Source organism: Apibacter sp. B3706 (assembly GCF_011082725.1).
In the GTDB taxonomy this organism is placed as follows: domain Bacteria; phylum Bacteroidota; class Bacteroidia; order Flavobacteriales; family Weeksellaceae; genus Apibacter.
This window is the reverse complement of the sequence record NZ_CP049715.1, coordinates 1,797,986-1,822,152: the sequence shown is the minus strand read 5'-3', so window position 1 is coordinate 1,822,152 and position 24,167 is coordinate 1,797,986. Positions and strand designations below refer to the sequence as shown.

Here is a 24,167-nt window from a genome sequence, read left to right as displayed (position 1 = left end):
CCATATAGTTTTTGAGAAAGATTAATCTTTCACTAATAAGCGAAAACCTTCTCCATGAATATTTACGATTTCTACATTGTCGTCATCTTTAAGTAATTTTCTGATTTTAGCAATGTAAACATCCATACTGCGAGAAGTGAAATAATTATCATTATGCCAAATTTTAGTTAAGGCTTCTTCTCTTGGCATAAGATCATTTTTATACTTGCAAAGAAGTTTTAACAGCTCATTCTCTTTAGGAGATAATTTATGCATTTTACCGTTAACCTCTAATTGACGTAATTTGGTGTTAAATTTAAAATTGGAAATTTCATAAATTTCTTTGTCTTCATTTTCAGAATTAACGGAAGAATTGGAATTCCTTTGAAGAACGGCATTAATTTTATACAATAAAACTTCAGAATCAAATGGTTTAGTTATATAATCATTAGCGCCAAGTTTATATCCGGTAAGAATATCCTCACGCATATTTTTAGCTGTTAAAAAGATAATCGGAACATCCGGATTAATGTCAATAATTTCTTTAGCTAATGTAAAGCCGTCTTTTTTCGGCATCATTACATCGGAGAGACAAATATCAAAATTGTCTGCTTTAAATTTTTCTAACCCATCCTCACCATCAACAGATAGGGTTACATCGTAATCGTGAATAGAGAGGTAATCTTTTAAAACAGCACCAAAACTTGGATCATCTTCTACTAATAATAGCTTTACTTTTTTATCCATGATATTTTTAATTTAGAGGAATACGTACAATAAAAGTGGTTCCTTTATGTAATTTACTAACAACTTTAATACCACCATTATGTAACTTAATGATATTTTTTACGTAGGTCAAGCCTAATCCGTGACCTTTTACATTATGTATGTTTCCGGTTTCTTCCCGATAAAATTTTTCAAATATTTTTTTTATAACGTTTTCAGACATACCCTTTCCTTTATCTGAAATTTCAACTACGTAATCATTTTTATCGTTGTAAGTTTTTACCGAGATTTCAGGTTTTTCTAATGAATATTTGTTCGCGTTGTCTAATATGTTAACAAAAGCATTGGTGAGATGAAATCCATCCACATTTCCAATATATTTATCTGCTAAATACTCTTCTTTAATTGTTCCCCCTCGTTGTTCCACTTGTACCCGAACAGTTTTAATGCTGTTTTTCAGGATTTGTCGAATATCTGTTTCTTTTCGGATCAGTTGAAGTGCATTTCGTTCAAGTTTCGACATTCTCAAAACCATCTCTACCTGTTTTTTCATTCTATCATTTTCTTGCTTGATTAAAGAAGTATAGAATTTCATCTTTTCCGGTTCTGATTGAACTTTCTCCGAATTTAGCGCATCCGTAGCAATATTAATGGTTGCTATAGGAGTTTTAAATTCATGAGACATATTATTTATGAAATCAGTTTTTATTTCAGAAATCTTTTTTTGCTGGGACATATAATATATGGAAGCAATATATATAGCAATAATAACCAAAGTAGAGGCTATGGTTACTCCAATAGCTCCCAAAATAGGATTTAGTACGGAATATTGTTTAGAAGGGAAATAAACGGATAAATAATATTGGGTATTATCTTTTCCGTCAGAAAATAAAACTACATTGTAATTTTGAGTAAACTTATTACTTAAGATAAAGTCATCACTATGGATTTTAGTTAATTTAAGTTTATTGTTGAGCACTCCGCATTTAAATTCAGTATTAATATTGTGCTTTTTAAGCTCTAAGTTAACCACTGAATCTATTAACTGCATGTTAATCCTGGATTCCAAACTCATCTGGTTTACACTCAATCTTGCAAATTCGTCCAAGGTAAATTTAGGGCTTACAAAACTATTTTCAATATTTTTTTCAATCGGTCTAATATTGGTTTGAAGAGAATCTTTTTTAATTTTTAATACGCCTTCATCCGTTAGTAAATTGGTGATTTTTAAAGTATCTTTTTTTGAAAAAGGAATGATAAGAGGCTTTTTATTGACGATTGTTTTTTTATAAATGATGTATTTAACAGACTGTGAGTCAATAACACTCATGGCTGTTTGGATGGTGCTGGAATCTTTTTGATTATTAATGTCTTGATAGAAATTAGTAAACGGTTTGTAAAACTTATTAATCTCTATAGTATTAATTTTTTTGGAAGAATTATTTAGTGCTTTGTATACACGAGATGAAAAATCCTGTTCACCTGCATCTATAGCTTGTTTCAGCCAAAAAATCTGCAATCCCACAAAAACTATAAGGGAAATGGTCATTAATCCCGATAAAATAGGGATGAAACGTTCCTTCATAGTACAAAATTAATCATTTTAACCGATGAAATTTAAGACATATCGAAAATTTTCAATATTTTTAAAATCTTATCTGATTAAAAATAAAGCTAAAGAAATATTTAGTACGTTTAAAATATTATATGGAGAATAATTTTAAAAATGATTTAAATTTGTACGTCTATAACTATATTATATTATGCACCAAGAAGAAAAAAAATCTTTAAATTTTTTAGAGCAGATAATTGAAGAAGATTTAGAAAATGGTTTTCCTAAAGAGAAATTAAGGTTTAGATTTCCACCTGAGCCTAACGGCTATCTTCATGTAGGCCATATCAAAGCCATTTGGATAAATTTCGGATTGGGTCAGAAATATAATGTACCCGTTAATTTACGATTTGATGACACTAATCCGGTTAAAGAAGATCAAGAATATGTTGACGCGATTAGAAAGGATGTAGAATGGCTGGGATATACTTGGGATAAGGAATGTTATGCTTCTGATTATTTTCAACAGTTATATGATTGGGCTATAAAATTAATTAAAGAAGGAAAAGCATATGTTGATAATCAGACTTCGGAAGAGATGAATGTGCAGAAAAAAAATCCTTTTGAAGAAGGTATCGAAAGTCCTTACAGAAACAGGAGTATCGAAGAAAACCTTGATCTTTTCCAAAGAATGAAAGAAGGAGAATTTGAGGAAGGAAGTTGTGTACTTCGCGCAAAAATAGACATGAAATCCCCGAATATGAATATGAGGGATCCGGTAATGTATCGTATTTTAAAAAAACATCATCAAAGAACCGGTAACGAATGGTGTATATATCCTTTATACGATTGGACACATGGAGAATCAGATTACATAGAGCAGGTTTCTCATTCTTTATGTTCTCTTGAATTTGAAAATCACCGACCTTTATATGAATGGTTTTTGGATCAAGTATACGATCCATCAAAAGTTAAAAGTAAGCAGCGTGAATTTGCAAGATTAAATTTAAGTTATACGATTACGAGTAAACGAAAATTATTGCGTTTAGTAGAAGGAAATTATGTATCCGGTTGGGATGACCCGCGAATGCCTACCGTATCGGGTATGAGAAGAAGAGGATATACTCCTGAAGCTATTAAAGATTTTATGGAACGAGTAGGAGTGGCTAAAAGAGACAACATTATTGATTTTGCTTTATTAGAATTCACGGTAAGAGATCATCTTAATAAGATTGCTCCAAGAGTCATGGCTGTGGTCAATCCGGTGAAAGTTGTAATCACTAATTATCCGGAAAACTCAGAAGAAAATGTTACTATTGAAAACAATCCGGAGAATAGGGAAGCAGGAGAAAGAGAAGTTCCTTTCTCAAGAGAAATATATATAGAAAGAGAAGATTTTATGGAAGAAGCTCCTAAGAAATTTTTCCGATTGACCTTAGGAGGAGAAGTCCGATTAAAAGGAGCTTATATAATTAAAGCAGAATCTGTAGAAAAAGACGAAAACGGTGTAATACAAACCATTTATTGCACGTATGACGATAAAAGTAAGAGCGGAAGCGGAACAGAAGAAAGCATGCGAAAAGTGAAAGGTACTTTGCATTGGGTATCCGTTAAACACGCATTACCTATAGAAGTGAGAATCTATGATCGATTATTTAAAGAAGAATCTCCGGATACACAAGAAGGTGACTTTTTAAATTTTTTAAATCCGGATTCTTTAAAAACTATTCATGGTTTTGCAGAACCCGGCTTAAATGGTACAAAAATTGGAACAAAATATCAATTCCAAAGACTTGGGTATTTTGCAGTCGATGACGATTCAACAGAAAATCATCTAATTTTTAACAGAACTGTAACATTAAAAGATACCTGGGCGAAAATCGCTAATAAATAAAGTTTTAAATTATGAAAAAAATAATCTTTTTAATTGCTCTTTCTTCTTTTTCACTTTTCAGTGAAGCTCAACAAGTAAAAACTCCGGCAGCAAGTTTAAAAGCGGAGGTTGAACAAATGGTAGGTTTAACAGATGTTGAATATGAATATTCTCGACCTAATAAAAAAGGAAGGGTAATTTTTGGCGGATTGGTACCTTACGGCCAAGTTTGGAGAACAGGGGCTAATGAAAATACAACCATTAAGTTTGGGGATGATGTTGAGATTGATGGAAAAACTATTCCTAAAGGTAAATATGCAATATATACAATCCCCCGTGAAGATAGCTGGGATGTAATTTTTTATTCCGATTCAGAAAATTGGGGAACACCTGAAAAATGGGACGATAAAAAAGTGGTTTTAAAAACAACGGTACCGGTTAAAAAATTGGCAGAATCAGTGGAATCATTTACTATAGGAATAAATAATCTTTCAGATAATTCCGCACATTTACAATTTATGTGGGATCAGGTTTTGGTAGATGTAACTTTCCATGTACCGACACAAAAAATAGCAAATGCAAGTATTGACGGTATATTATCCAACCCAAGAGCAGATGCTAATGCCTATTATGCTTCAGCCAATTATTATTTACAATCTAATGGAGATATGAAGAAAGCTTTAAATTGGATCAATAGAGCCATTGATTTAAAGCAAGGAGAATCCCCTTATTGGTATTACAGAGTTAAATCGCAAATTCAAGCTAAGTTAGGAGATATAAAAGGGGCAATAGATTCAGCTGAGAAATCTTTAGATGGAGCTCAAAAAGAAGGTAATAAAGATTACATTAGATTAAATAACGAATCTATTAAAGAATGGAAAAAAATATTATAAAATATTAATGTTAAAAAAAAATCAGAACGGTAAGAGATTTCTTACCGTTTTTTAGTAGTATATAATTTATAGAAGATAAATTTTTTGGATTTTACAATCTGTTCAAATTTGTATTTATAAATAAGGTAAATGCATAAATTTCCGATCCATAAAGAAGCTATTATTATTCCGATCGTATTAGTCGGTGCCATATGGTTGGTATTTCTATTGCAAAATTTATTGGTTTTCAAAGAATGTTATGGAATCATACCTCTTAATCTAAAAGGGTTGAGAGGAGTACTACTATCACCGTTATTTCATGGAAACCTTACCCATATACTCAGTAATACTATTCCTTTATTTGTATTAACATTTTTTACTTTTCAGTTTTATGAAAAATTGGCATATTTCGTTTTACTAAATGGATGGATTATATCCGGTTTTGTGGTTTGGTTACTACCTAATTTTTCTTTATTAAATTCTTCCGTTTTATCTTGCCATGTAGGAGCCAGCGGTATTATCTATGTTTTGGCTTCATTTCTTTTTTTTAGTGGAATTTTCAGGCATGAAAAAACCTTACTGGCAGTTTCATTGATTGTCGTTTTTTTATATGGGAGTTTAGTTTGGGGAATATTTCCCAGAGAACTTTTAGGCATATACGATGATCGGCCTATTTCCTGGGAAAGTCATCTGTCGGGAGCAGTAACCGGGTTTATATTAGCTTATATGTTGAGAAGAATAGGCAAAAAAAGAGAGAAACCTCAATGGGATAAGGATGAATATGATCATTCTGATGATGAAAAACTTTGGGAAAAATATCAATTGGAATATCCTGAATATTTTCATGAAGAAGACCCTTCGAAATCTGATCCGACTTCAGAGATAAATAAAACAGACAATGTCCATCACGAAGATGAAATAGATTCTTTGAAAAATCAAGAGAAACTATAGATCAAAAACCGAAGGTCGTTTAGTGATAATGCTGTCTTTAATCCATAGAAAAAATGCTCCGGTAAGATATAAAGCAAAAATTCCACCTAAAGTAATAAATGACAAGTAGATAAATAAAAGTCTTAATTTAGACGCCCGTACTCCGAATTTTTCCGATACACGTGAAATTACTTCAAATCCGTTTGCTTCAAATAGGGTGCGTAATTTTTCTATCATAAAAAAGTATTTATTAAATTAATTCATCTAAAGTAAAAAATTACAATTTTTTAATTACTATTATCAATTCGCTAAAATTGAACCAAAATACCTCCCAATACTTGAGCTCCTAAGACTTTATAACCTTGAAAGCGTTCGTAATTTTTACTGAATAAATTAGTTCCATTAACAAATAGTGAAAAATTCTTATATAATTTATATGAAGCCGAAAGATTAAGGTCTACATAACTGTCTAAAGTAGTTATTCCCTCCCTAACAGATGAAGAAGCAGGATCGTAATAAAAATAATTACTCTTACGCTCACCGGTAAAAAATAATTTTGCTTCTAATTTTAATTTATCTTCTAAAGTTTTATAATTACTATCTAACCCTACTTTAAAATTTGGTAAATTATAAGCATGTTTAAGCTCATCCAGATTGTAATTATGATATTCTCCTTCCAATCCAATAGTCAAATCTCCGGTCCAAAAATATTGTAAAGCACCTTTAACAGTAATAATATTACCATCATCGTACACAGCATTAAAGGTATTTAATCGGTTATAGGCCTTTAATACAGAAGGCAAGGTAAGGTCATAAGGATTTCTCATGAAAAAATAAAGGTTTTCGGCTTTACTGAATGATCCTTCCGCTTCGTACTTAATGCTTTCATCTATATCCCCTTTAACCCCTCCATAAACTTTATATAATATATTGGTAGGTCTTAACAATTGATTGGAGTATAAATACGGATTTTCCGAAAATAAGTCGGACATATTATTAAGTTTTAAACCGCCATCAATACCGGCATATACATTAATTTCTCTGGCAGCATTGAATAAAAATTCAGCTTTGGGATGGAAGAAAATTTTTGTATTATTACCTTCCAATTCGCCATTATAGGCAATATTAGCACCCACTTTTAAATAAGAACCTTGACTGGAAATTCGTAACACAGGAGAAAATCCGGCAGTTAAAAATGAATATTTATCTTTTGTGTCCAATCCAAAATGCGTATAAGTATAATTAAATAATACATCTGCTTCCACGCCAAAATTTAAACCGGGAAGCATAAGATTTGCATTTTCGGAACTCTTAGCCAGCTTTGCTTTTAAGTCTACAAAAGTTTCATTTGAATCAAATTTGTCCCACATATATCCGGCTTTTAAAGAAGCTTTGTCTAAATAATTATTACTATACATGTCATAATCGGATTTAAAGGTAAGTTGATTGGTATTTTGCCTTAAATTCATGTGGGGAGTTGCATGTATTTCCGGTGTGTTAAGACCGTAATAATTAGTTCCATTATAGGTATAATTTCCCGCAAAATGTAATTTTCCCGTTTTTAATTTAAAAATGTAAAAAGCTTCTGCATCAATTGTTGAAGAAGAAGTTTTCCAATCGTATTTGTTTTTAGGACCATCGGTAGAAAGTGCAGACAATTTGATACCGGTCAAATTATTATTTATCGGATAATTAAAATATAAATCCCCCAGTACTGTATTTCTGGTTCCATAACCTAACTTAGCATGATTGTCATAATATGAATTAGTAAAATCAGTGTTTAAGGATTGGGGAGGCAGTTGAGACGTTTGAAATTCAGAAACAGCAGGAACATCAATAATTGTATAATTCAGTGAATCTTTTTTTACTGAGTTTTTTTCATTAGACGGTGGATATTTATCCGGATCTGTTTTCTTTTTCTCAATATTTTTTACATTAACATTCGGATTTTTCTTTTTTCCAATGGTTAATATTTCTTCTTTAATTTGAGAATATCCTGATGTGGTTGAAATAGTTGCTATTAAAATTAAAATCAGTATTTTATATTGAGTATTCATAAACTTCAAAACGAGATATAATTATTTAATATGGTTAAGTTGAGTTTGGGCATCTTGAACAACATCCGGAAACTCTTTATAATTTTCTATAATTTGCTCCAATATATAAGTAGCCTGATAATTATCTTTAAGGTTTAGATAATTGTTGCTCATTATAAGAAGAGCTTTAGCTCCCCAATACTGCTGATCAGAATATTTAGATGTTAAATTAAATATTACGGAATTACTAACATCGTATTTTTTATCTTTATTTTTAAATAATGCATTATAGTATAAGGCCTCAGCTTTTACCGCATTGTTTTTAGATTGTTCAAGAGTTGTAAATACTGATTTTGCGTCATTTATTTTTCCCGAATTGTATAAACTGCGTGCTTTTATCAAAGTGGCTTGTTCTTTTACAGTAGAAGGATTTTTGGAATTATTCATTACTTTTATAGCCATTTCATTAGCCTTAGTATATTCTTTATGATCGGAATAGATATACATCAATTCTAATTCGGCGAAAGATTTATAGTTCTGATTGGAAGTAATTTTATACAAAGATTCTAGTGAATTTTGAGCAGCTTCGTCTTTTTCTTGTTTTATATAAATTTGAGAAAGTCTAACCAAAGCATCTTCCTGGAATTCATTGGATGATTCTGAAACTTCTTTTAATGCCTCTAACGCTTGATTATAATTAGTTAGCTGAAAATAACTTTCTCCTAAATAATAGAGAGAGGTTATTTTACGATTTGTAGTTGGAAACTTAGTTAAAAAAGTCGCAAATTCTTGAGAGGCTGCAGAGTAATCTTTAGATAAAAATTTCTTTTGAGCAGACATAAAAGATAATTCTTCAGCTTCCGCACGGTCCATATTATAGCCTTTTCTATATGCCCAGTCAATATATTCATTTTCTTTACCGCTTTCAATAAATGCAGTTTTAGCTCCGGTAATAGCTTGGAGGGCATAATCGGTTTTAGGATAATTATCGGCAATAGTTCCATAATTTACAATAGCTTTTTGATATTCTTTTAAACTGGTCAAATTATCAGCAATACCGAGATATGACATAACCACTAAGTCATTATTTTTGGAAGAACTGATAACTTTCTGAAAATAATTATTAGAATTCTGGTAATTTTCAGTTTCAGCGTACGCTGTACCTAATTCAAAATAAGCATCGTTAATTTTTTCCGATTTTGGATATGCTTTAATGAACTTTTCAAGTTCAACAATTTTATTTTTATAATCTTTTTGCAGACCATATACAATAGCTTTTTGATATTGAGAATATTCTCTGTCTTCGATAGAAGAGGTATACGCTTGATCATACATTTGAATTGCTTGGTTAAGCTGATTGCTGCCTAATAATGCATCGGCAAGACGTAATTCTGCATCTGCTTTAAATTCTTGCTTTGGATTTTTAAGATATTCTTGAAATGAAACTGCTGCCAAATCGAAATTCTTCAATTTTAAATAAGAATATCCTTTTTGATACATCACTTGCGAACTTTCCGGTATGGTAATTCCGGAATTTTGCAAAAGTTGTAATTTATCAATAGCATTTTGATAATTTCCTAATTGGTATTGACAATCGCTATACCAATAGAGTGAACGAGCATAAAATTGAGAATTATTTTTTAAAAGTATGGCTTTTTCGAATTCTTGAGAAGCCGATTCTATTTTGCCCTGATTGTATAATTGTACTCCGTAGGCATAAGCAACTTCTTGCTCTTTAAGTTTCAACTCCGAAGATTTATTGGGTATGGAAGATAGAAGTTGAGAGGCTTCTGAGAAATTTCCGGAATTAATATATGATTTAACCAACAATTCATTGATTTCCGATTGATGCTTGGAAGCAGGATATCTTTTTAAATAGGTATTTAAAACTTTGGAAACAGGCTTATAAGGATTACCTACTTCATAGCTCAATTTCGCATAATTTAAATAGGCATTTTCTTGAATTTTTTTGTCAAAATCCATTTCAGAAGCAGCTTTGAAAGCCGTTAAAGCTTCTTTCTTTTTATTTGTTTTCAGGTATGAATTTCCCAATTGGTAATATGCATTTTGCGAAATGGGAGAAATATCTCCAACAGTTATTTTATTAAAATAAGTAACTGCTTCTTCATATTTTTTGGCTTGATACAAAACATATCCCATTTGATAATAATCGCTCAAAGTTGGAGAAGCACTATTTTTTATATAAGATGAAAGATAGGGTTCGGCTTCGGCATACTTTTTTAATTTGAAATAGCTTTCTCCTATAATTTTTATTATCTCGTTTTTTAACTCAGGATATTGATTAGAAGCTAATAAAGTTTTACCGGTTGATATGGCAGAATCATATTCACCGTCATTAAAATAAATCTGAACCATATAAGGCTTGATTTTTTCGGTAAATTCCGGTTGATTTAATAAGGATGTGAATTTTTTCTTAGCTTCAATATGCTCACCGTTAGCATAAGCTATATGACCTAACAAAAAGTCTATTTGATTTTTGTATTGGTTGCTATAGGATCCTTTTTCCAAGTTTTTTTCAGCATTTTCAAAATCCTGATTCATAAATTGAGCATACCCGAGTTTGATGTATTGATTGGCTCTTTTATTAGGAGGAAGTTTATCTATAGCTACTTTAGAGAGTTCTTCTGCTGCGCGAAAATAATCCTGATGTATTAAATAGTAATTTCCCAATTGGAGGTGAGCTCTTTCAGTTAATACGCTTTGCGGATATTTATTGGTAAAAGCATCAAATTTCTTTTCTGCTTCTTCATCTTGTAAGATGAGGCTTATCAGAGCATCGTAAAAATTGGCAATTTCCAATTGATAAGATCTCAGATTAGAAAAGTTAATTAAATCATTAATTATATATTGAGTTCCTCTATAGGCTTCATTTTCATATAATTCCTTTGCGTTGCTTATCTGGTAATTGTTATAATAAATTTCAGATAATTGAGCATTCACAAATAAATTTGCTCCTAATAATGGGATAAGCCATTGGATTTTTTTTCGCATAACTTTAGTGCATATTTTTAATATAAACGACTTTTTTAGTTTTAAAAAATTCCTCTTCAAAATAATCTTTTAACTCATAGAGTGTAGCCTCGGGAAAATTTTTCAATTCTTCAGTTAGATCTCCTCCTTTTAAATATAAAACGCCATTTTGTAAACTATTGATATTCTTAGATGTAAATTTTCCTTTAACCCAAGACATAAAAACAGGCATTTGGGTAACCGCTCGGCTTACTACAAAATCAAATTTCTCTTTAATTTTTTCGGCTCGTGTATGAATACCAATGACATTTTCTAACTGTAATTCTTGTGCAATTTCATTAACAACCCTAATTTTTTTTCCAATGGAGTCGGCCAAAGTAAATTGAGATTCCGGAAAAAGTATAGCTAAAGGTATCCCCGGAAATCCGCCACCTGTACCAATATCCAAAACTTTGGTCGAAGGAGCGAACTGCATTACTTTTGCTATTCCCAAAGAATGAAGGACATGTTTTTCAAGTAAAGAATCTATATCTTTCCTTGATATAACATTGATTTTTTCATTCCAATTTGAATACAAATCAGGGAGTTTTTCGAAACTATGCAATTGTTTTTCAGTTATCTCCGGAAAATACTTTTGTATTAAGTTTGTCATGGGTATTAATAGATATACAAAAATATAAGTTTTAATAATATAAGACTCTATTTTATAATAGACATTTGCTTTTATTACAACAAAAATAAGGGTTTAAGAGTAAGAAGAAGACTTTTTAAAGTCATTAAACAAAATTTATAAAGATCAGATGGTAAAGATAAAATTTAATTGGAATGCTATTAATATAAATTATAATTTATTTTGAAAGCAAGTTATTTTTGATTCGACAATTAATTTATATTACCTATTTTTATAAAATAAAAAACGAACCTACACTACTTAAATATAAAATAATTACTATAAATATGATTTCCTTCATTCAGAAACGAATTGATATCTCTCAAAAAAGCATAGAAAATACGGTAAAATTATTAAACGAAGATCATACCATACCCTTTATTGCCCGTTATAGAAAGGAAATGACCGGAAATCTGGATGAAGTTCAATTATTCAATATATCTAAGTTAAAAACAGATTTTGAAGAAATTCAAAAACGTAAGGAATTTATTTTAAAAAGTATTGACGAACAAGGAGCATTAACCGAAGAATTTAAGAAAAAAATAGAAAATTGTTTCGAACTTACTCTTTTAGAAGATTATTACTTACCCTATAAAAAGAAAAGAAAAACAAAGGCGTCTGTTGCAATTGAAAACGGTTTAGAACCTTTAGCAAAAATCTTAATGGCGCAAAAACCGATTTCAGATTTAACCCTATTAGCTTCAAAATACACCTCAGATGAGGTATTGTCAGTAGATGATGCTCTTCAAGGTGCCGGATATATTATTGCGGAATGGATTAACGAAAATAATTATGTACGTTCAAATTTAAGACGTTTTTTTCAACAAAATGCCGTATTGGAATCTAAGCTGATTAAAGGAAAAGAGGAGGAAAAAGAAGCACAAAAATTTTCAAATTATTTTGAATTTTCTGAAAATTTAAAACGTTCGCCATCACATCGGTTTTTAGCAATCTTACGAGGGGAAAAGGAAGGAATTCTACGCGTTAAAGTTAAAGTTGACTCAGAGGAAGCCTTACATATAATAAGCAAATATATAATTAAAACTCATGAAAAAATAATTAAAGATCAACTACTTTTAGCAATAAAAGATTCTTTTTCACGCTTATTAGAACCGGCGCTAAGTAATGAAGTTTTCCAGAAAGCCAAAGAGTCAGCCGACCAAATAGCCATTCAAGTGTTTTCATCCAATTTAAAACAATTATTACTGCAATCTCCTTTGGGGGAAAAAAGGATACTGGCAATTGATCCCGGATATAAATCAGGTTGTAAGTTGGTTTGTTTAGATGAAAATGGTAATTTATTACACAATGATACCATATATCCTCATCCTCCCCAAAAAGAAACCAAAGAATCAATAAAAAAAATTAAATCTTTAATTAATGCCTATAAAATTGAAGCCATATCCATAGGTAATGGTACAGCCTCCCGAGAAACAGAACGATTAATACAATCCATAGCTTTTGATCGTACCCTAAAAGTTTTTGTAGTAAATGAAGCCGGGGCGTCCGTATATTCTGCATCTAAATTGGCTCGGGAAGAATTTCCATCCTATGACGTTACGGTAAGAGGAGCAGTTTCCATAGGAAGAAGGTTGTCAGATCCACTTGCCGAATTGGTAAAAATAGAACCTAAAGCCATAGGAGTGGGACAATATCAACACGATGTAGATCAATCATTATTGAAAAAAGAACTGGATGCAGTTGTTATATCTTGCGTAAACAGTGTAGGGGTTAACCTTAATACAGCCAGTAAATCCTTATTGTCTTATGTTTCGGGGATAGGAGAAAAGATGGCAGAAAATATTGTTCAGTACCGTTCGGAAATGGGAGCATTTTCAACCAGACAAGATCTGAAAAAAGTTCCCAGACTTGGTGAAAAAGTATTTCAACAAGCATCCGGATTCTTAAGAATTCCGACATCTGAAAATCCTTTAGACAATTCCGCTGTTCATCCCGAAAGCTATTCACTAGTTATGAAAATGGCGAAAGATTTAGGAGTAAAATTGGGAGATTTAATCCGAAATAAAGAACTAATTCAAAAAATAAATTTAAACAATTACGTAAACGAAGAAGTAGGGATTTTAACTTTGGAAGATATTTGTAAAGAATTGGAAAAACCCGGTCTAGACCCAAGAACACAAGTAAAAATGTTTACTTTCGATCCTTCTTTAAAAACCATCGATGATTTAAAACCTGGAATGAAAGTTCCCGGAATAATCAATAATATCACTAATTTCGGTTGTTTTGTAGATATAGGAATTAAAGAGAATGGATTAGTTCATCTTTCTAAAGTATGCAATGATTTCATAACAGACATTAGCACAGTCGTGCATCTTCATCAACATGTAGAAGTAAAAATAATCGATATAGATAAGGAACGAAAGAGAATACAATTATCTATGATTGATTAAATTGATTAAAAGGTTAATAAAAGATCTTTGGATAAAAATATAGGTTCTATTATAGATTATATAATTATTTTAATTTTTTAAAATACATATACTATATTTTTATCACATAAAATAAAAAGTATATATAAATATAAAACACTTCAAAACTTTTAAATTATATAATTATTGCTCTAATAGTAGTAAAAAAAAATAAGAATTAATATCTTTATCCATTCATTATCCGTATTTATCATAAAATCTGATTTAATAGGGTATTATTTAGTTAAATAATATAAATAAAATTAAAAAATGAAAAACCTTTATTCGTTCGTTATTTTAATATTTTTTATTGGTAAAATTTTTTCACAGGATTTTAAAGAACCCAAGATCTCGATCAAAGATCATAATGGAAATTCAGATACTGTGTATGTTGACTGTGATTATAAGTTTTTTAGAAATAAAAACATTAAACTAAGTGTAGATTATCCTATAATCAAACAAACCAATAAATATGAAGTTTCTTCCATTCAATATCCTTCAAATGTAGATTTTACCAAGGGTACTCCGGTATCAACCGGTAACTCCAATGGTAAAAACGATGATGTTTTTGGTAACGATATCATCGATATAGGTTTTAATTTTTGTTTTTATGGAAAAAGTTATAATCAAATTATTGTCAGTGATAATGGAGTAGTCAGCTTTGACCTGTCGCAAAAAAATAAAGAATGCCCGTATATTATTTCAGGTAATAATCCAAATTCCGGATTACCTAAAAATTCAATATTTGGTGTTTATCACGACATGAATAATACCACACCGAGCAAGGTAAAAGTTGCTTATGAAGGGAAAGCTCCCTATAGAAAATTCATTATTAATTTTGATAATTTAAAACAATACGGACCGGATCGGATTTATTCATCTTCACAAATTGTTTTGTATGAAACTTTTAATATCATAGATATATATGTTGGAAATAAAAGTAAAAACCCCAGGACCACTAAAGATAAAAACGCTTTAATAGGGATCATCAATTCCAATGGATACATTGGAGTTTCTCCCCCGGGAAGAAATAGGGGAGATTGGGAAGCAAAAAAAGAAGCATGGAGATTTACACCGAATGGAAATACGGATATTTCTGTTACTTGGTATGAAGGAAATTCTTCAAGTCCAAGTAATTGGGGTGATACTTGGGTAGTCAAATCCACCACCAACAATTACTTTATAGCAAAGGTTACTTATAATGGATGTAATAGTTTTTCACTTACGGATACCCTACAGGTGAAGTTTAGCAAAGAATATCCTACGGCAGTAAAACAATCACCCCCACCTTTTTGTATTAATAAAGGAGAAAGTTATACAGTTGATTTAACCTCATATCAGCAACTGATAAACCCGGATCCAACTTTAAAATTTACCTATTACAGGTATAAAAATTTAACTAATCAGATTTCAGATGAAGAAGCAAAATCCTTTACTTTTTCTGATGATATGACGGTCTATGTAAAAGTATTGAAAAGCGGAGTTTGTTTTGTTTCTACAGAGATAAATCTTAAATTAAATAAGAGGCCTGATTTAAAAGATAACCAGCAATTCATTGTTTGCGATGAAGGAAATGACGACATAGAGAATGTGAACCTGAATAATTTTAATTACGGAATAAATAAACGGACTACAGAGTATATAATACTGGATGATCAGATGAGAGAATTGCCCGATGTTGTTATACGTAATTACCCGATTGATTTATCAGGAACTGACGATGATAGCGTAAAGTTTTACCTTAAAGCATGGAATAAATCCATAAGGGATAAGTCGTGTTATACCTTAATCGCATTTACTGTAAAATTGGTTAAAAAATTAGAGTTAGAAGAGTATTTAGCTGAAATTTGCAATGTTAGAGAAGGTCAATCCGTGATGTTGGATCTAACTAAATATAACTCTAACTTACTAACAAATTCTCCGATCAATCCTTCACATACTACCGTAAAATGGAAATACTATAAAGATTCCTATTACAGCAACGAAATTGTAAATCCGGATAATTGTATGTTGAGATTAAATAACACTATTTACATCAAAGCGACTCATCCGGATTTTTGTGGAGAAGTAAAAACAAAATTGGTTTTAAGAGCCATCGGAGATTGTAGCGATAGCGGCGGCGGCGGTGGCGGCGGCATCGGAGATGGATTGCCTTATCCAACTATATGTAATGCCAATGATACTGAAGAAGTAAATTTAGAATCGTATCTTCCTAACTTTTTGTCCGGTACTTCATTAACTCCTCAAGATATTGAGATTGAAGGTTTTTATAAAGATTTGGCATGTACGGATAAACTTAAATTAAAGGAATCATCACCCGGCTATATCTATAGTGTAGAGGCACCGGCTAAACCAACTATTTATTTAAAATATAAGATTAAAAAAAGCGGAATTATAGCAGTAAGCTCAATAACTATCTTCGTATCTAAAAATCAAACATTATATAAGAGGGAATTTGATATATGCGACACATACAATGATCGTGTCGAGAAAATATACTTAAAAGATTACGAAGATTTACTTAAAGATCTTTATACTTATTCATATTCACATCCATCCTTTGGAAATGATTCAGATGATAAAATTGTATTTTTTGACAATCAGCACGATCGGGATATGTATTTGGCAGATCCTAAACATGAAAAAGGAATGATTAAAAAGAGTTTTGATCTAACTTCGGCTGAAAATCCAAAAATAATATATCCTGCAGTCCGATATAATCGATGCAGCTATGCTTATGATTTGAAATTCAATTTGATAACAATTGAAGAAAAAGTATTGGGTCCGCATACTATTTGTGATTTTAATGATGATGGAATTGAGGTTGTTAATATATTAGAATTTATAAAAGGTTCTAAAAAGACTGATCCAAACAAGCTGGAAGAACTTCTTACTCAAGATCAGTTATCAAGTTTAAAAACTCCTATAAAAGATATAAAAAATTTAAGGTATTATAAAACCAAAAATGAAGCACACGACGGGGGTAAAGCAACGATTACAAATCCTGCTAAATTTCAAATTGGACAAGGAATTTTTTCGGCATTTGTCAAATTAGAATTTAAAAACCAATGTCCCATTATTGTAGAGATTAAATTTAATTTAGTGCCCTCCGTACAATTGCCTGAATATACAGACTTAGAGATTTGTGACATAGGGGATGACTATAAAGAAGAAGTAGATTTGTCTAAAATCATACTTGATTCAAAAGGGACAACCATTCAATTTTATCGGTTGATATACGATGCGGAATATGAAATAGATGCTCCCGGTGAATTGTTAGGAACGTATACGAATAGCAATACTCCAATAAAGTATCTGGTAAATACGACAACAAATATTACCAATAATGAGATATGCATGAGAGTGGAGGATCCGGTAACTAAGTGTTTTAAGATTATTCGAGTTACAATAAACTTAATTCCTGTACCGACAGTTAGTAATCCAAACATCTATATATGTGATTTTGGAAATAACGGAACAGAAAAAATCAATTCATCAAATTTATATCAACTGGTAACGGCCCCACTTATATCCAATAATTCAAAGTTGACGAATCAAATGGATTATGAATATTATGTAACAGAAAATGATGCAAAAAATGGGACTAATCCGGTTAGTGAATTTGATGTAACCAACTCCACAAAAATTTGGGTAAAGATTAAAACCAAAGATTGTTCTGATTATTTTATGTTAAATTTTTCATTAATTGAATCTCCCATTTTAAAGCAAAATGTAAGTGTTACCATATGCAATAATAACACAAAAAATGATCAAGACAGCATCTATGAAAATATTCAATTGGGAAATTATAATAGCCTTTTTCTTGATTCCAACATAAATAGTAAGGATTTTGAATTTATTTATTTTACTAGCGAGGATGATGCACTTAAAAATCAAAATCGTATTTGGGGGAGTGCTTCGGTTACCCGATTTCCAACCACTTTTTGGGTTAGAGTAAGAAATATAAAAAGTAACTGTTTTTCAATTGCCCCTATAGAAGTTGAAGCATATCCTGAATTAGAGGTAAATCATTTTGCTACCTTATTATGTAATGAAGAAAAAAAGGTAAAAGTTAACTTAAAGGATTATCCATCTCAAATGATTGGAAGTTCATATACATTGAGTGATTTTACTGTTTCCTATCATGCAAGTAAGTACAACGCAATTTATGGGATAGATATACCTGAGGCAAATTTAGAAGAATATGAAGTTTCAGGAGGAGATGAAGTTTGGGTTAAGTTTATTTACCATAAAACAGGGTGTTTAATTATCCGTAAAGTAGAATTTTTAATTTCTTTAGTTCCTAAAGCCAATGTACACTTTATAGATATTTGTGATGAAACCGATGGAACCATAGACGGCAAGTATGTAATCAGCAATTTAGATGATTACAAAACTAATATTATTACCGGAGAATCTTTGTCCTTTATCAATTCGGAATATGATTTTACTTACTATAGAACGAAACAAGATGCAGAAGAACATAAGAATGAGGTATCGCCTGTAAACTTTACCATCAAACATAATGAATTTACCAGTGTTCCTCCAGACAATCCCTTTTATACAATATATGTCAGAATAGATAAAAAAGATAAAACTTGTCCGACCATTACTGCTATTTCGGTAAATGTAAATCCACGCCTATCGCTGGATAAACAGGAAGTTGAAATAATAGGATGTATGGACGGTCAGGATAAATCCTTCGTTGACCTAACTTCTGTTTCTAACCGGATTAGTAGTTCTTCCGATGTTCAATTTGAATATTATAAAGATGAAAATCAAGCACGAAAAGGAGAGATCAGTAATGCTGTTGCAAATCCAAATGCTTACCAAACCGGAGTGATAACTACAGATGGATTTTATACATTTGATGAAGTATTTGTCAGAGTAAAGGATAGCAAAGGAATTCAATGCGATAGTATAGCAAAGATTAAAATAAAAGTATATCCTTATATAAAAGTAGAAAATCAATCCGTTGATATTTGCGAATACGAACCGGATGCTACAAAATCAAAAATTAATCTTTGGGAATTATCCCGGTCAATGCTTGAATCAAATGGCATTCCTGATCCAACACGTTTAAATAGAATGTTCAATTCTTTACGAATTATCTACCAAGACAGCAAAGGAGTAGAGATTGGCAGAGTAGAAGACACATCAGGTCAAATACCTAATGCTTTAACCGATTACGAACCCCCTGTAGGAGAAAACAAAGTAGAAATAAAAGTCAAATTCGAAAACAAAGAGAATGGATGTGGAAATGAAGGAACGATTATAATCACCCAAAAAGAAACGCCACGTCCCAATAAGGTAACCTATACCCTGTGTGATGAAGACTTAGACGGAGAATATAATGACGTATTACTAAAAGATTTAGATAATCTGATAATTGCCCCGGCAGCGAAACTCGAAATTACGTATTACCGCACTCAGTCCGAAGCCTTAGCAGTAAATGATCCGACTATAATTCCGATAGACAAACAAACGTACTTTACTGTAGACTTTTTGAATCCGTTATACGTACGAGTACTAAACCAAGAGAGTGGTTGTATAGGCATAAATGAAGTATGGTTTAAGAAAAATCCCAACCATGTACCGATCCCAAAAGAAGTACGCTTATCAATAAAATGCGATGATTCCCAAGACGATTCAAAAGAAATATTTAATCTACATGAATCAGAACAATTACTGGGCAATTATCCGACAAGCAATTATCGTTATTACAGAAATGAATCAGATGCCAAAGAAGCCTTTAAAAATGAAGCAAAAGGGATTTATACACACCTGACCGAACCGGAAATAAGTAACTATACCAATAGAGAATTATATAAAGAAGGATTATACCTAGTAGATGAAATTTATGTAAGAGTAAAAGACGAAGAAGGCAACTATTGTGATGAAGTATCGAAAGTAAAACTCTATGTATATCCATATTTAAAAGTAGCAAAAGACGAACCGATCATCTGTGAATACGAACCGCAAGGCAGTAAAACCCGAGTAGATTTATGGAGTTCGATTTATCCAATGTTATCATCCAATGGAGAAGAAGCAAGAATAAAAAGCTTCTTACAAGATATGCGAATAATTTTCCAAGACAGCAAAGGAGTAGAGATTGGCAGAGTAGAAGACACATCAGGTCAAATACCTAATGCTTTAACCGATTACGAACCCCCTGTAGGAGAAAACAAAGTAGAAATAAAAGTCAAATTTGAAAACAAAGAGAACGGATGTGGAAATGAAGGAACGATTATAATCACCCAAAAAGAAACACCACGTCCCAATAAGGTAACCTATACCCTGTGTGATGAAGACTTAGACGGAGAGTATAATGACGTATTACTAAAAGATTTAGATAACCTGGTAATTACCCCGTCAGCGAAACAAGAAATTACCTATTACCGCACTCAGTCCGAAGCCTTAGCAGTAAATGATCCGACGATAATTCCGATAGACAAACAAACGTACTTTACTGTGGACTTCCTGAACCCGTTATACGTACGAGTACTAAACCAAGAGAGTGGTTGTATAGGCATAAATGAAGTATGGTTTAAGAAAAATCCCAACCATGTACCGATCCCCAAAGAAGTACGCTTATCAATAAAATGCGATGATTCCCAAGACGATTCAAAAGAAATATTTAATCTACATGAATCAGAACAATTACTGGGCAATTATCCGACAAGCAATTATCGTTATTACAGAAATGAATCAGATGCCAAAGAAGCCTTTAAAAATGAAGCAAAAGGGATATATACACACCTGACCGAACCTGAAATAAGTAACTATACCAATAGAGAATTATATAAAGAAGGATTATACCTAGTAGATGAAATCTATGTAAGAGTAAAAGACGAAGAAGGCAATTATTGTGATGAAGTATCGAAAGTAAAACTCTACGTATATCCATATTTAAAAGTAGCAAAAGACGAACCGATCATTTGTGAATACGAACCGCAAGGCATTAAAACCCGAGTAGATTTATGGAGTTCGATTTATCCAATGTTATCATCCAATGGAGAAGAAGCAAGAATAAAAAGCTTCTTACAAGATATGCGAATAATTTTCCAAGACAGCAAAGGAGTAGAGATTGGCAGAGTAGAAGACACATCAGGAGCAATACCTAATGCTTTAACCGATTACGAACCCCCTGTAGGAGAAAACAAAGTAGAAATAAAAGTCAAATTCGAAAACAAAGAGAACGGCTGTGGAAATGAAGGAACGATTATAATCACCCAAAAAGAAACGCCACGTCCCAATAAGGTAACCTATACCCTGTGTGATGAAGACTTAGACGGAGAATATAATGACGTATTACTAAAAGATTTAGATAATCTGGTAATTGCCCCGTCAGCGAAACAAGAAATTACCTATTACCGCACTCAGTCCGAAGCCTTAGCAGTAAATGATCCGATGATAATTCCGATAGACAAACAAACGTACTTTACTGTGGACTTCCTGAACCCGTTATACGTACGAGTACTAAACCAAGAGAGTGGTTGTATAGGCATAAATGAAGTATGGTTTAAGAAAAATCCCAACCATGTACCGATCCCCAAAGAAGTACGCTTATCAATAAAATGCGATGATTCCCAAGACGATTCAAAAGAAATATTTAATCTACATGAATCAGAACAATTACTGGGCAATTATCCGACAAGCAATTATCGTTATTACAGAAATGAATCAGATGCCAAAGAAGCCTTTAAAAATGAAGCAAAAGGGATATATACACACCTGACCGAACCTGAAATAAGTAACTATACCAATAGAGAATTATATAAAGAAGGATTATACCTAGTAGATGAAATCTATGTAAGAGTAAAAGACGAAGAAGGCAATTATTGTGATGAAGTATCGAAAGTAAAACTCTACGTATATCCATATTTAAAAGTAGCAAAAGACGAACCGATCATTTGTGAATACGAACCGCAAGGCATTAAAACCCGAGTAGATTTATGGAGTTCGATTTATCCAATGTTATCATCCAATGGAGAAGAAGCAAGAATAAAAAGCTTCTTACAAGATATGCGAATAATTTTCCAAGACAGCAAAGGAGTAGAGATTGGCAGAGTAGAAGACACATCAGGAGCAATACCTAATGCTTTAACCGATTACGAACCCCCTGTAGGAGAAAACAAAGTAGAAATAAAAGTCAAATTCGAAAACAAAGAGAATGGATGTGGAAATGAAGGAACGATTATAATCACCCAAAAAGAAACGCCACGTCCACAACTGATACCTCAATTTGTATGTGATGGAGACAATAATGGAAAATATGATGACCTGTTACTCAAAGACCTTGATCCTAAAATTAAAGATAAATCAGGACATAATTATTTAGATCAACGCGTATATGAAATTACCTATCATGAAGGATATAAAAAAGCATTGAACGGAACAGGGGTATTAGATAAAAACAAATATTTTAATTTATCCGATTCAATTTATTGTAGAATTAAAAATATTCAAACCGAATGTATCGGCATTACAAAAATAGAATTTGAAACCAATGATCCTGTAGAACTTAATGATGCTACCCTATATGCTTGTGATGGAGATAAAGACGGATACGCGTATTTTCAACTTCCGTTAGTTGAACATTTATTTAAAAATCAACCCAATTCAACAATTCGTTTTTATAGAACCGAAAGGGATGCAAATAATGCCTTGAAAGATGAAGCAATGGGTAAACCTTCAAAACAAATACAAGAACCCGAATTATCTAATTATAAAAGTAATAAAGGATATGTATATGTTCGTGTGGATAATATAGATGATGATTTTTGTCCATCGGTAGCAAAAGTAGAGTTGATTCCTTATGTTTCTCCAACGCCTCCTAATGAAATAGTTTATATCTGTCCAAGATATGCTGCAACACTAGACGCAGGAGATGATGGATACGATCAAATCCGATGGTATTTCAAAGGAAAATTAGTTGGGACCGGTCAATATCTGGAAAATGTTAGAGACATAGGTATTTATACGGTTGAACATACTAAAATTTTAAATTATAATATCAGCTGTACTACTACGCATCAAATAGAAGTTAAATTATTGGAAGAACCGATTATTGTTGAATTACAGCAAGGAAAAGATTATATAACCGTAATAGCAAATGGACCGGCTCCGTTGGAATATTCCATCGATAAGATAAATTGGCAAAGAAGTAACACATTTACTAATTTAAAACAAGGAATTTATACATTCTATGTACGTTCTGTTGCCAATTCTTGTGATGCTATAACATCCAAAGGAATAATTTTCGGAATTAATAATGTGATAACTCCCAACGGTGATAATTATAACGATGCATGGAGAGTATGCGGATTAGATTTGTTTAAAGGCGAAAATTCTCAAGTTAAAATCTTTGACCGATACGGTAAACAAGTTTTTGAAGAAACCTCTAATACATGTTTTGTATGGGACGGAAAACATTTAGGCAGAAATCTGCCGACATCTTCCTATTGGTACATAATTACAATTGCCGACGGGAGAGAATTTACCGGTTGGATTATGTTAAGGAATTACAATGAATCAGATCGATAAAGAGTTTGCTTATAAACAATACAAAATAGAAAAGACATTCATTTACGAATGTCTTTTTTAATTTAAAAAAGCCGACTGATATTATCGGCTTACATACAAAAGATAAATTAGGACAACAACTTCCTAACAGTTTCTGATATTGTTTTTCCTTCGGATTTTCCTTGTAATTTTTTTGAAGCTATGCCCATAACCTTTCCCAGATCTTTGATATCTTGAGCACCGGTTTCGGCTATAATCTCTCGAAGTTCTTTTTCTAATTCTTCAGGAGTAAGTTGTGTCGGAAGGAATTGCTCAATGACTTTTGCTTGTGCTAATTCATTTTCAGCCAATTCATTCCTGTTGTTAGCTAAAAATTGTTCATAAGCCTCTTTTCTTTGCTTAACCAATCTTTGTAATAAAGCAATTTCCTGGTCCGGAGAAATATCTTCCGTCTTACCATCTGTTTTAAGTAATAATAATTGAGATTTAATAGCTCGTAATGATTCCAATGCTACTTTATCTTTATCTTTCATGGCGACTTTCATCGCTTCCATTATTTTAGTTTCTAAGCTCATAATTATTTG

General features: G+C 31.8%; 12 protein-coding genes. 5 read left to right on the top strand and 7 right to left on the bottom strand.

The window, feature by feature from the left end; translation table 11 throughout:
• Window positions 1-21: 21 nt before the first annotated feature.
• Both G8C41_RS08015 and G8C41_RS08010 read right to left on the bottom strand, forming a co-directional pair.
• Entirely contained in the window at window positions 22-726 is a 705-nt protein-coding gene (locus tag G8C41_RS08015) for a response regulator transcription factor (protein WP_105296279.1), read from the bottom strand.
• Window positions 727-733: 7 nt separating this feature from the next.
• Window positions 734-2,290, bottom strand: coding sequence for a sensor histidine kinase (locus G8C41_RS08010; protein WP_166007158.1), 1,557 nt, complete (start codon window positions 2,288-2,290; stop codon window positions 734-736).
• 178 nt (window positions 2,291-2,468) lie between these two features.
• On the opposite strand from G8C41_RS08010, the gene G8C41_RS08005 reads away from it, so the two are divergent.
• The 3 genes from G8C41_RS08005 (at window position 2,469) to G8C41_RS07995 (ending at window position 5,953) form a co-directional block, all read left to right on the top strand.
• A complete protein-coding gene (locus tag G8C41_RS08005) occupies window positions 2,469-4,151 on the top strand; it encodes a glutamine--tRNA ligase/YqeY domain fusion protein (RefSeq protein WP_166007156.1) in 1,683 nt (560 codons plus the stop codon).
• Window positions 4,152-4,162: 11 nt separating this feature from the next.
• Window positions 4,163-5,023, top strand: coding sequence for a DUF2911 domain-containing protein (locus G8C41_RS08000; protein WP_166007155.1), 861 nt, complete (start codon window positions 4,163-4,165; stop codon window positions 5,021-5,023).
• Between the two features lie 129 nt (window positions 5,024-5,152).
• Window positions 5,153-5,953 (top strand): rhomboid family intramembrane serine protease, encoded by an 801-nt coding sequence (locus tag G8C41_RS07995; protein ID WP_166007153.1) that lies wholly within the window; start codon window positions 5,153-5,155, stop codon window positions 5,951-5,953.
• On the opposite strand, the gene G8C41_RS07990 is transcribed toward G8C41_RS07995, so the two are convergent.
• The 4 genes from G8C41_RS07990 to rsmG all read right to left on the bottom strand — a co-directional run bounded on the left by G8C41_RS07990 (window position 5,948) and on the right by rsmG (window position 11,611).
• Entirely contained in the window at window positions 5,948-6,169 is a 222-nt protein-coding gene (locus G8C41_RS07990; RefSeq protein ID WP_105296274.1) for a PspC family transcriptional regulator, read from the bottom strand. The two genes, G8C41_RS07995 and G8C41_RS07990, sit on opposite strands and share 6 nt — an antisense overlap.
• 71 nt (window positions 6,170-6,240) lie before the next feature.
• Window positions 6,241-7,989 carry a hypothetical protein gene (locus G8C41_RS07985; RefSeq protein ID WP_160565869.1) on the bottom strand — a complete coding sequence of 583 codons (1,749 nt, stop codon included), beginning with the start codon at window positions 7,987-7,989 and terminating at the stop codon, window positions 6,241-6,243.
• 21 nt (window positions 7,990-8,010) lie between these two features.
• Window positions 8,011-10,980: a tetratricopeptide repeat protein gene (locus G8C41_RS07980; protein ID WP_166007151.1), complete on the bottom strand. Its 2,970-nt coding sequence runs from the start codon at window positions 10,978-10,980 to the stop codon at window positions 8,011-8,013.
• 4 nt (window positions 10,981-10,984) lie between these two features.
• A complete protein-coding gene (gene rsmG, locus G8C41_RS07975; protein ID WP_166007149.1) occupies window positions 10,985-11,611 on the bottom strand; it encodes a 16S rRNA (guanine(527)-N(7))-methyltransferase RsmG in 627 nt (208 codons plus the stop codon).
• A gap of 305 nt (window positions 11,612-11,916) precedes the next feature.
• Between rsmG and G8C41_RS07970 the strand changes: the two genes are divergently transcribed.
• Together G8C41_RS07970 and G8C41_RS07965 are read left to right on the top strand one after the other, a co-directional pair.
• On the top strand, window positions 11,917-14,040 hold the full coding sequence (locus G8C41_RS07970) for a Tex family protein (protein ID WP_166007147.1): 2,124 nt from the start codon (window positions 11,917-11,919) through the stop codon (window positions 14,038-14,040).
• A gap of 288 nt (window positions 14,041-14,328) precedes the next feature.
• The gene (locus tag G8C41_RS07965; protein WP_166007145.1) at window positions 14,329-23,604 is read left to right on the top strand and encodes a T9SS type B sorting domain-containing protein; all 9,276 of its coding nucleotides are present in this window, start codon (window positions 14,329-14,331) and stop codon (window positions 23,602-23,604) included.
• Between the two features lie 107 nt (window positions 23,605-23,711).
• Here the strand turns inward: G8C41_RS07965 and G8C41_RS07960 are convergent, their stop codons facing one another.
• Entirely contained in the window at window positions 23,712-24,158 is a 447-nt protein-coding gene (locus G8C41_RS07960) for a GatB/YqeY domain-containing protein (RefSeq protein ID WP_166007143.1), read from the bottom strand.
• Window positions 24,159-24,167 lie beyond the last annotated feature (9 nt).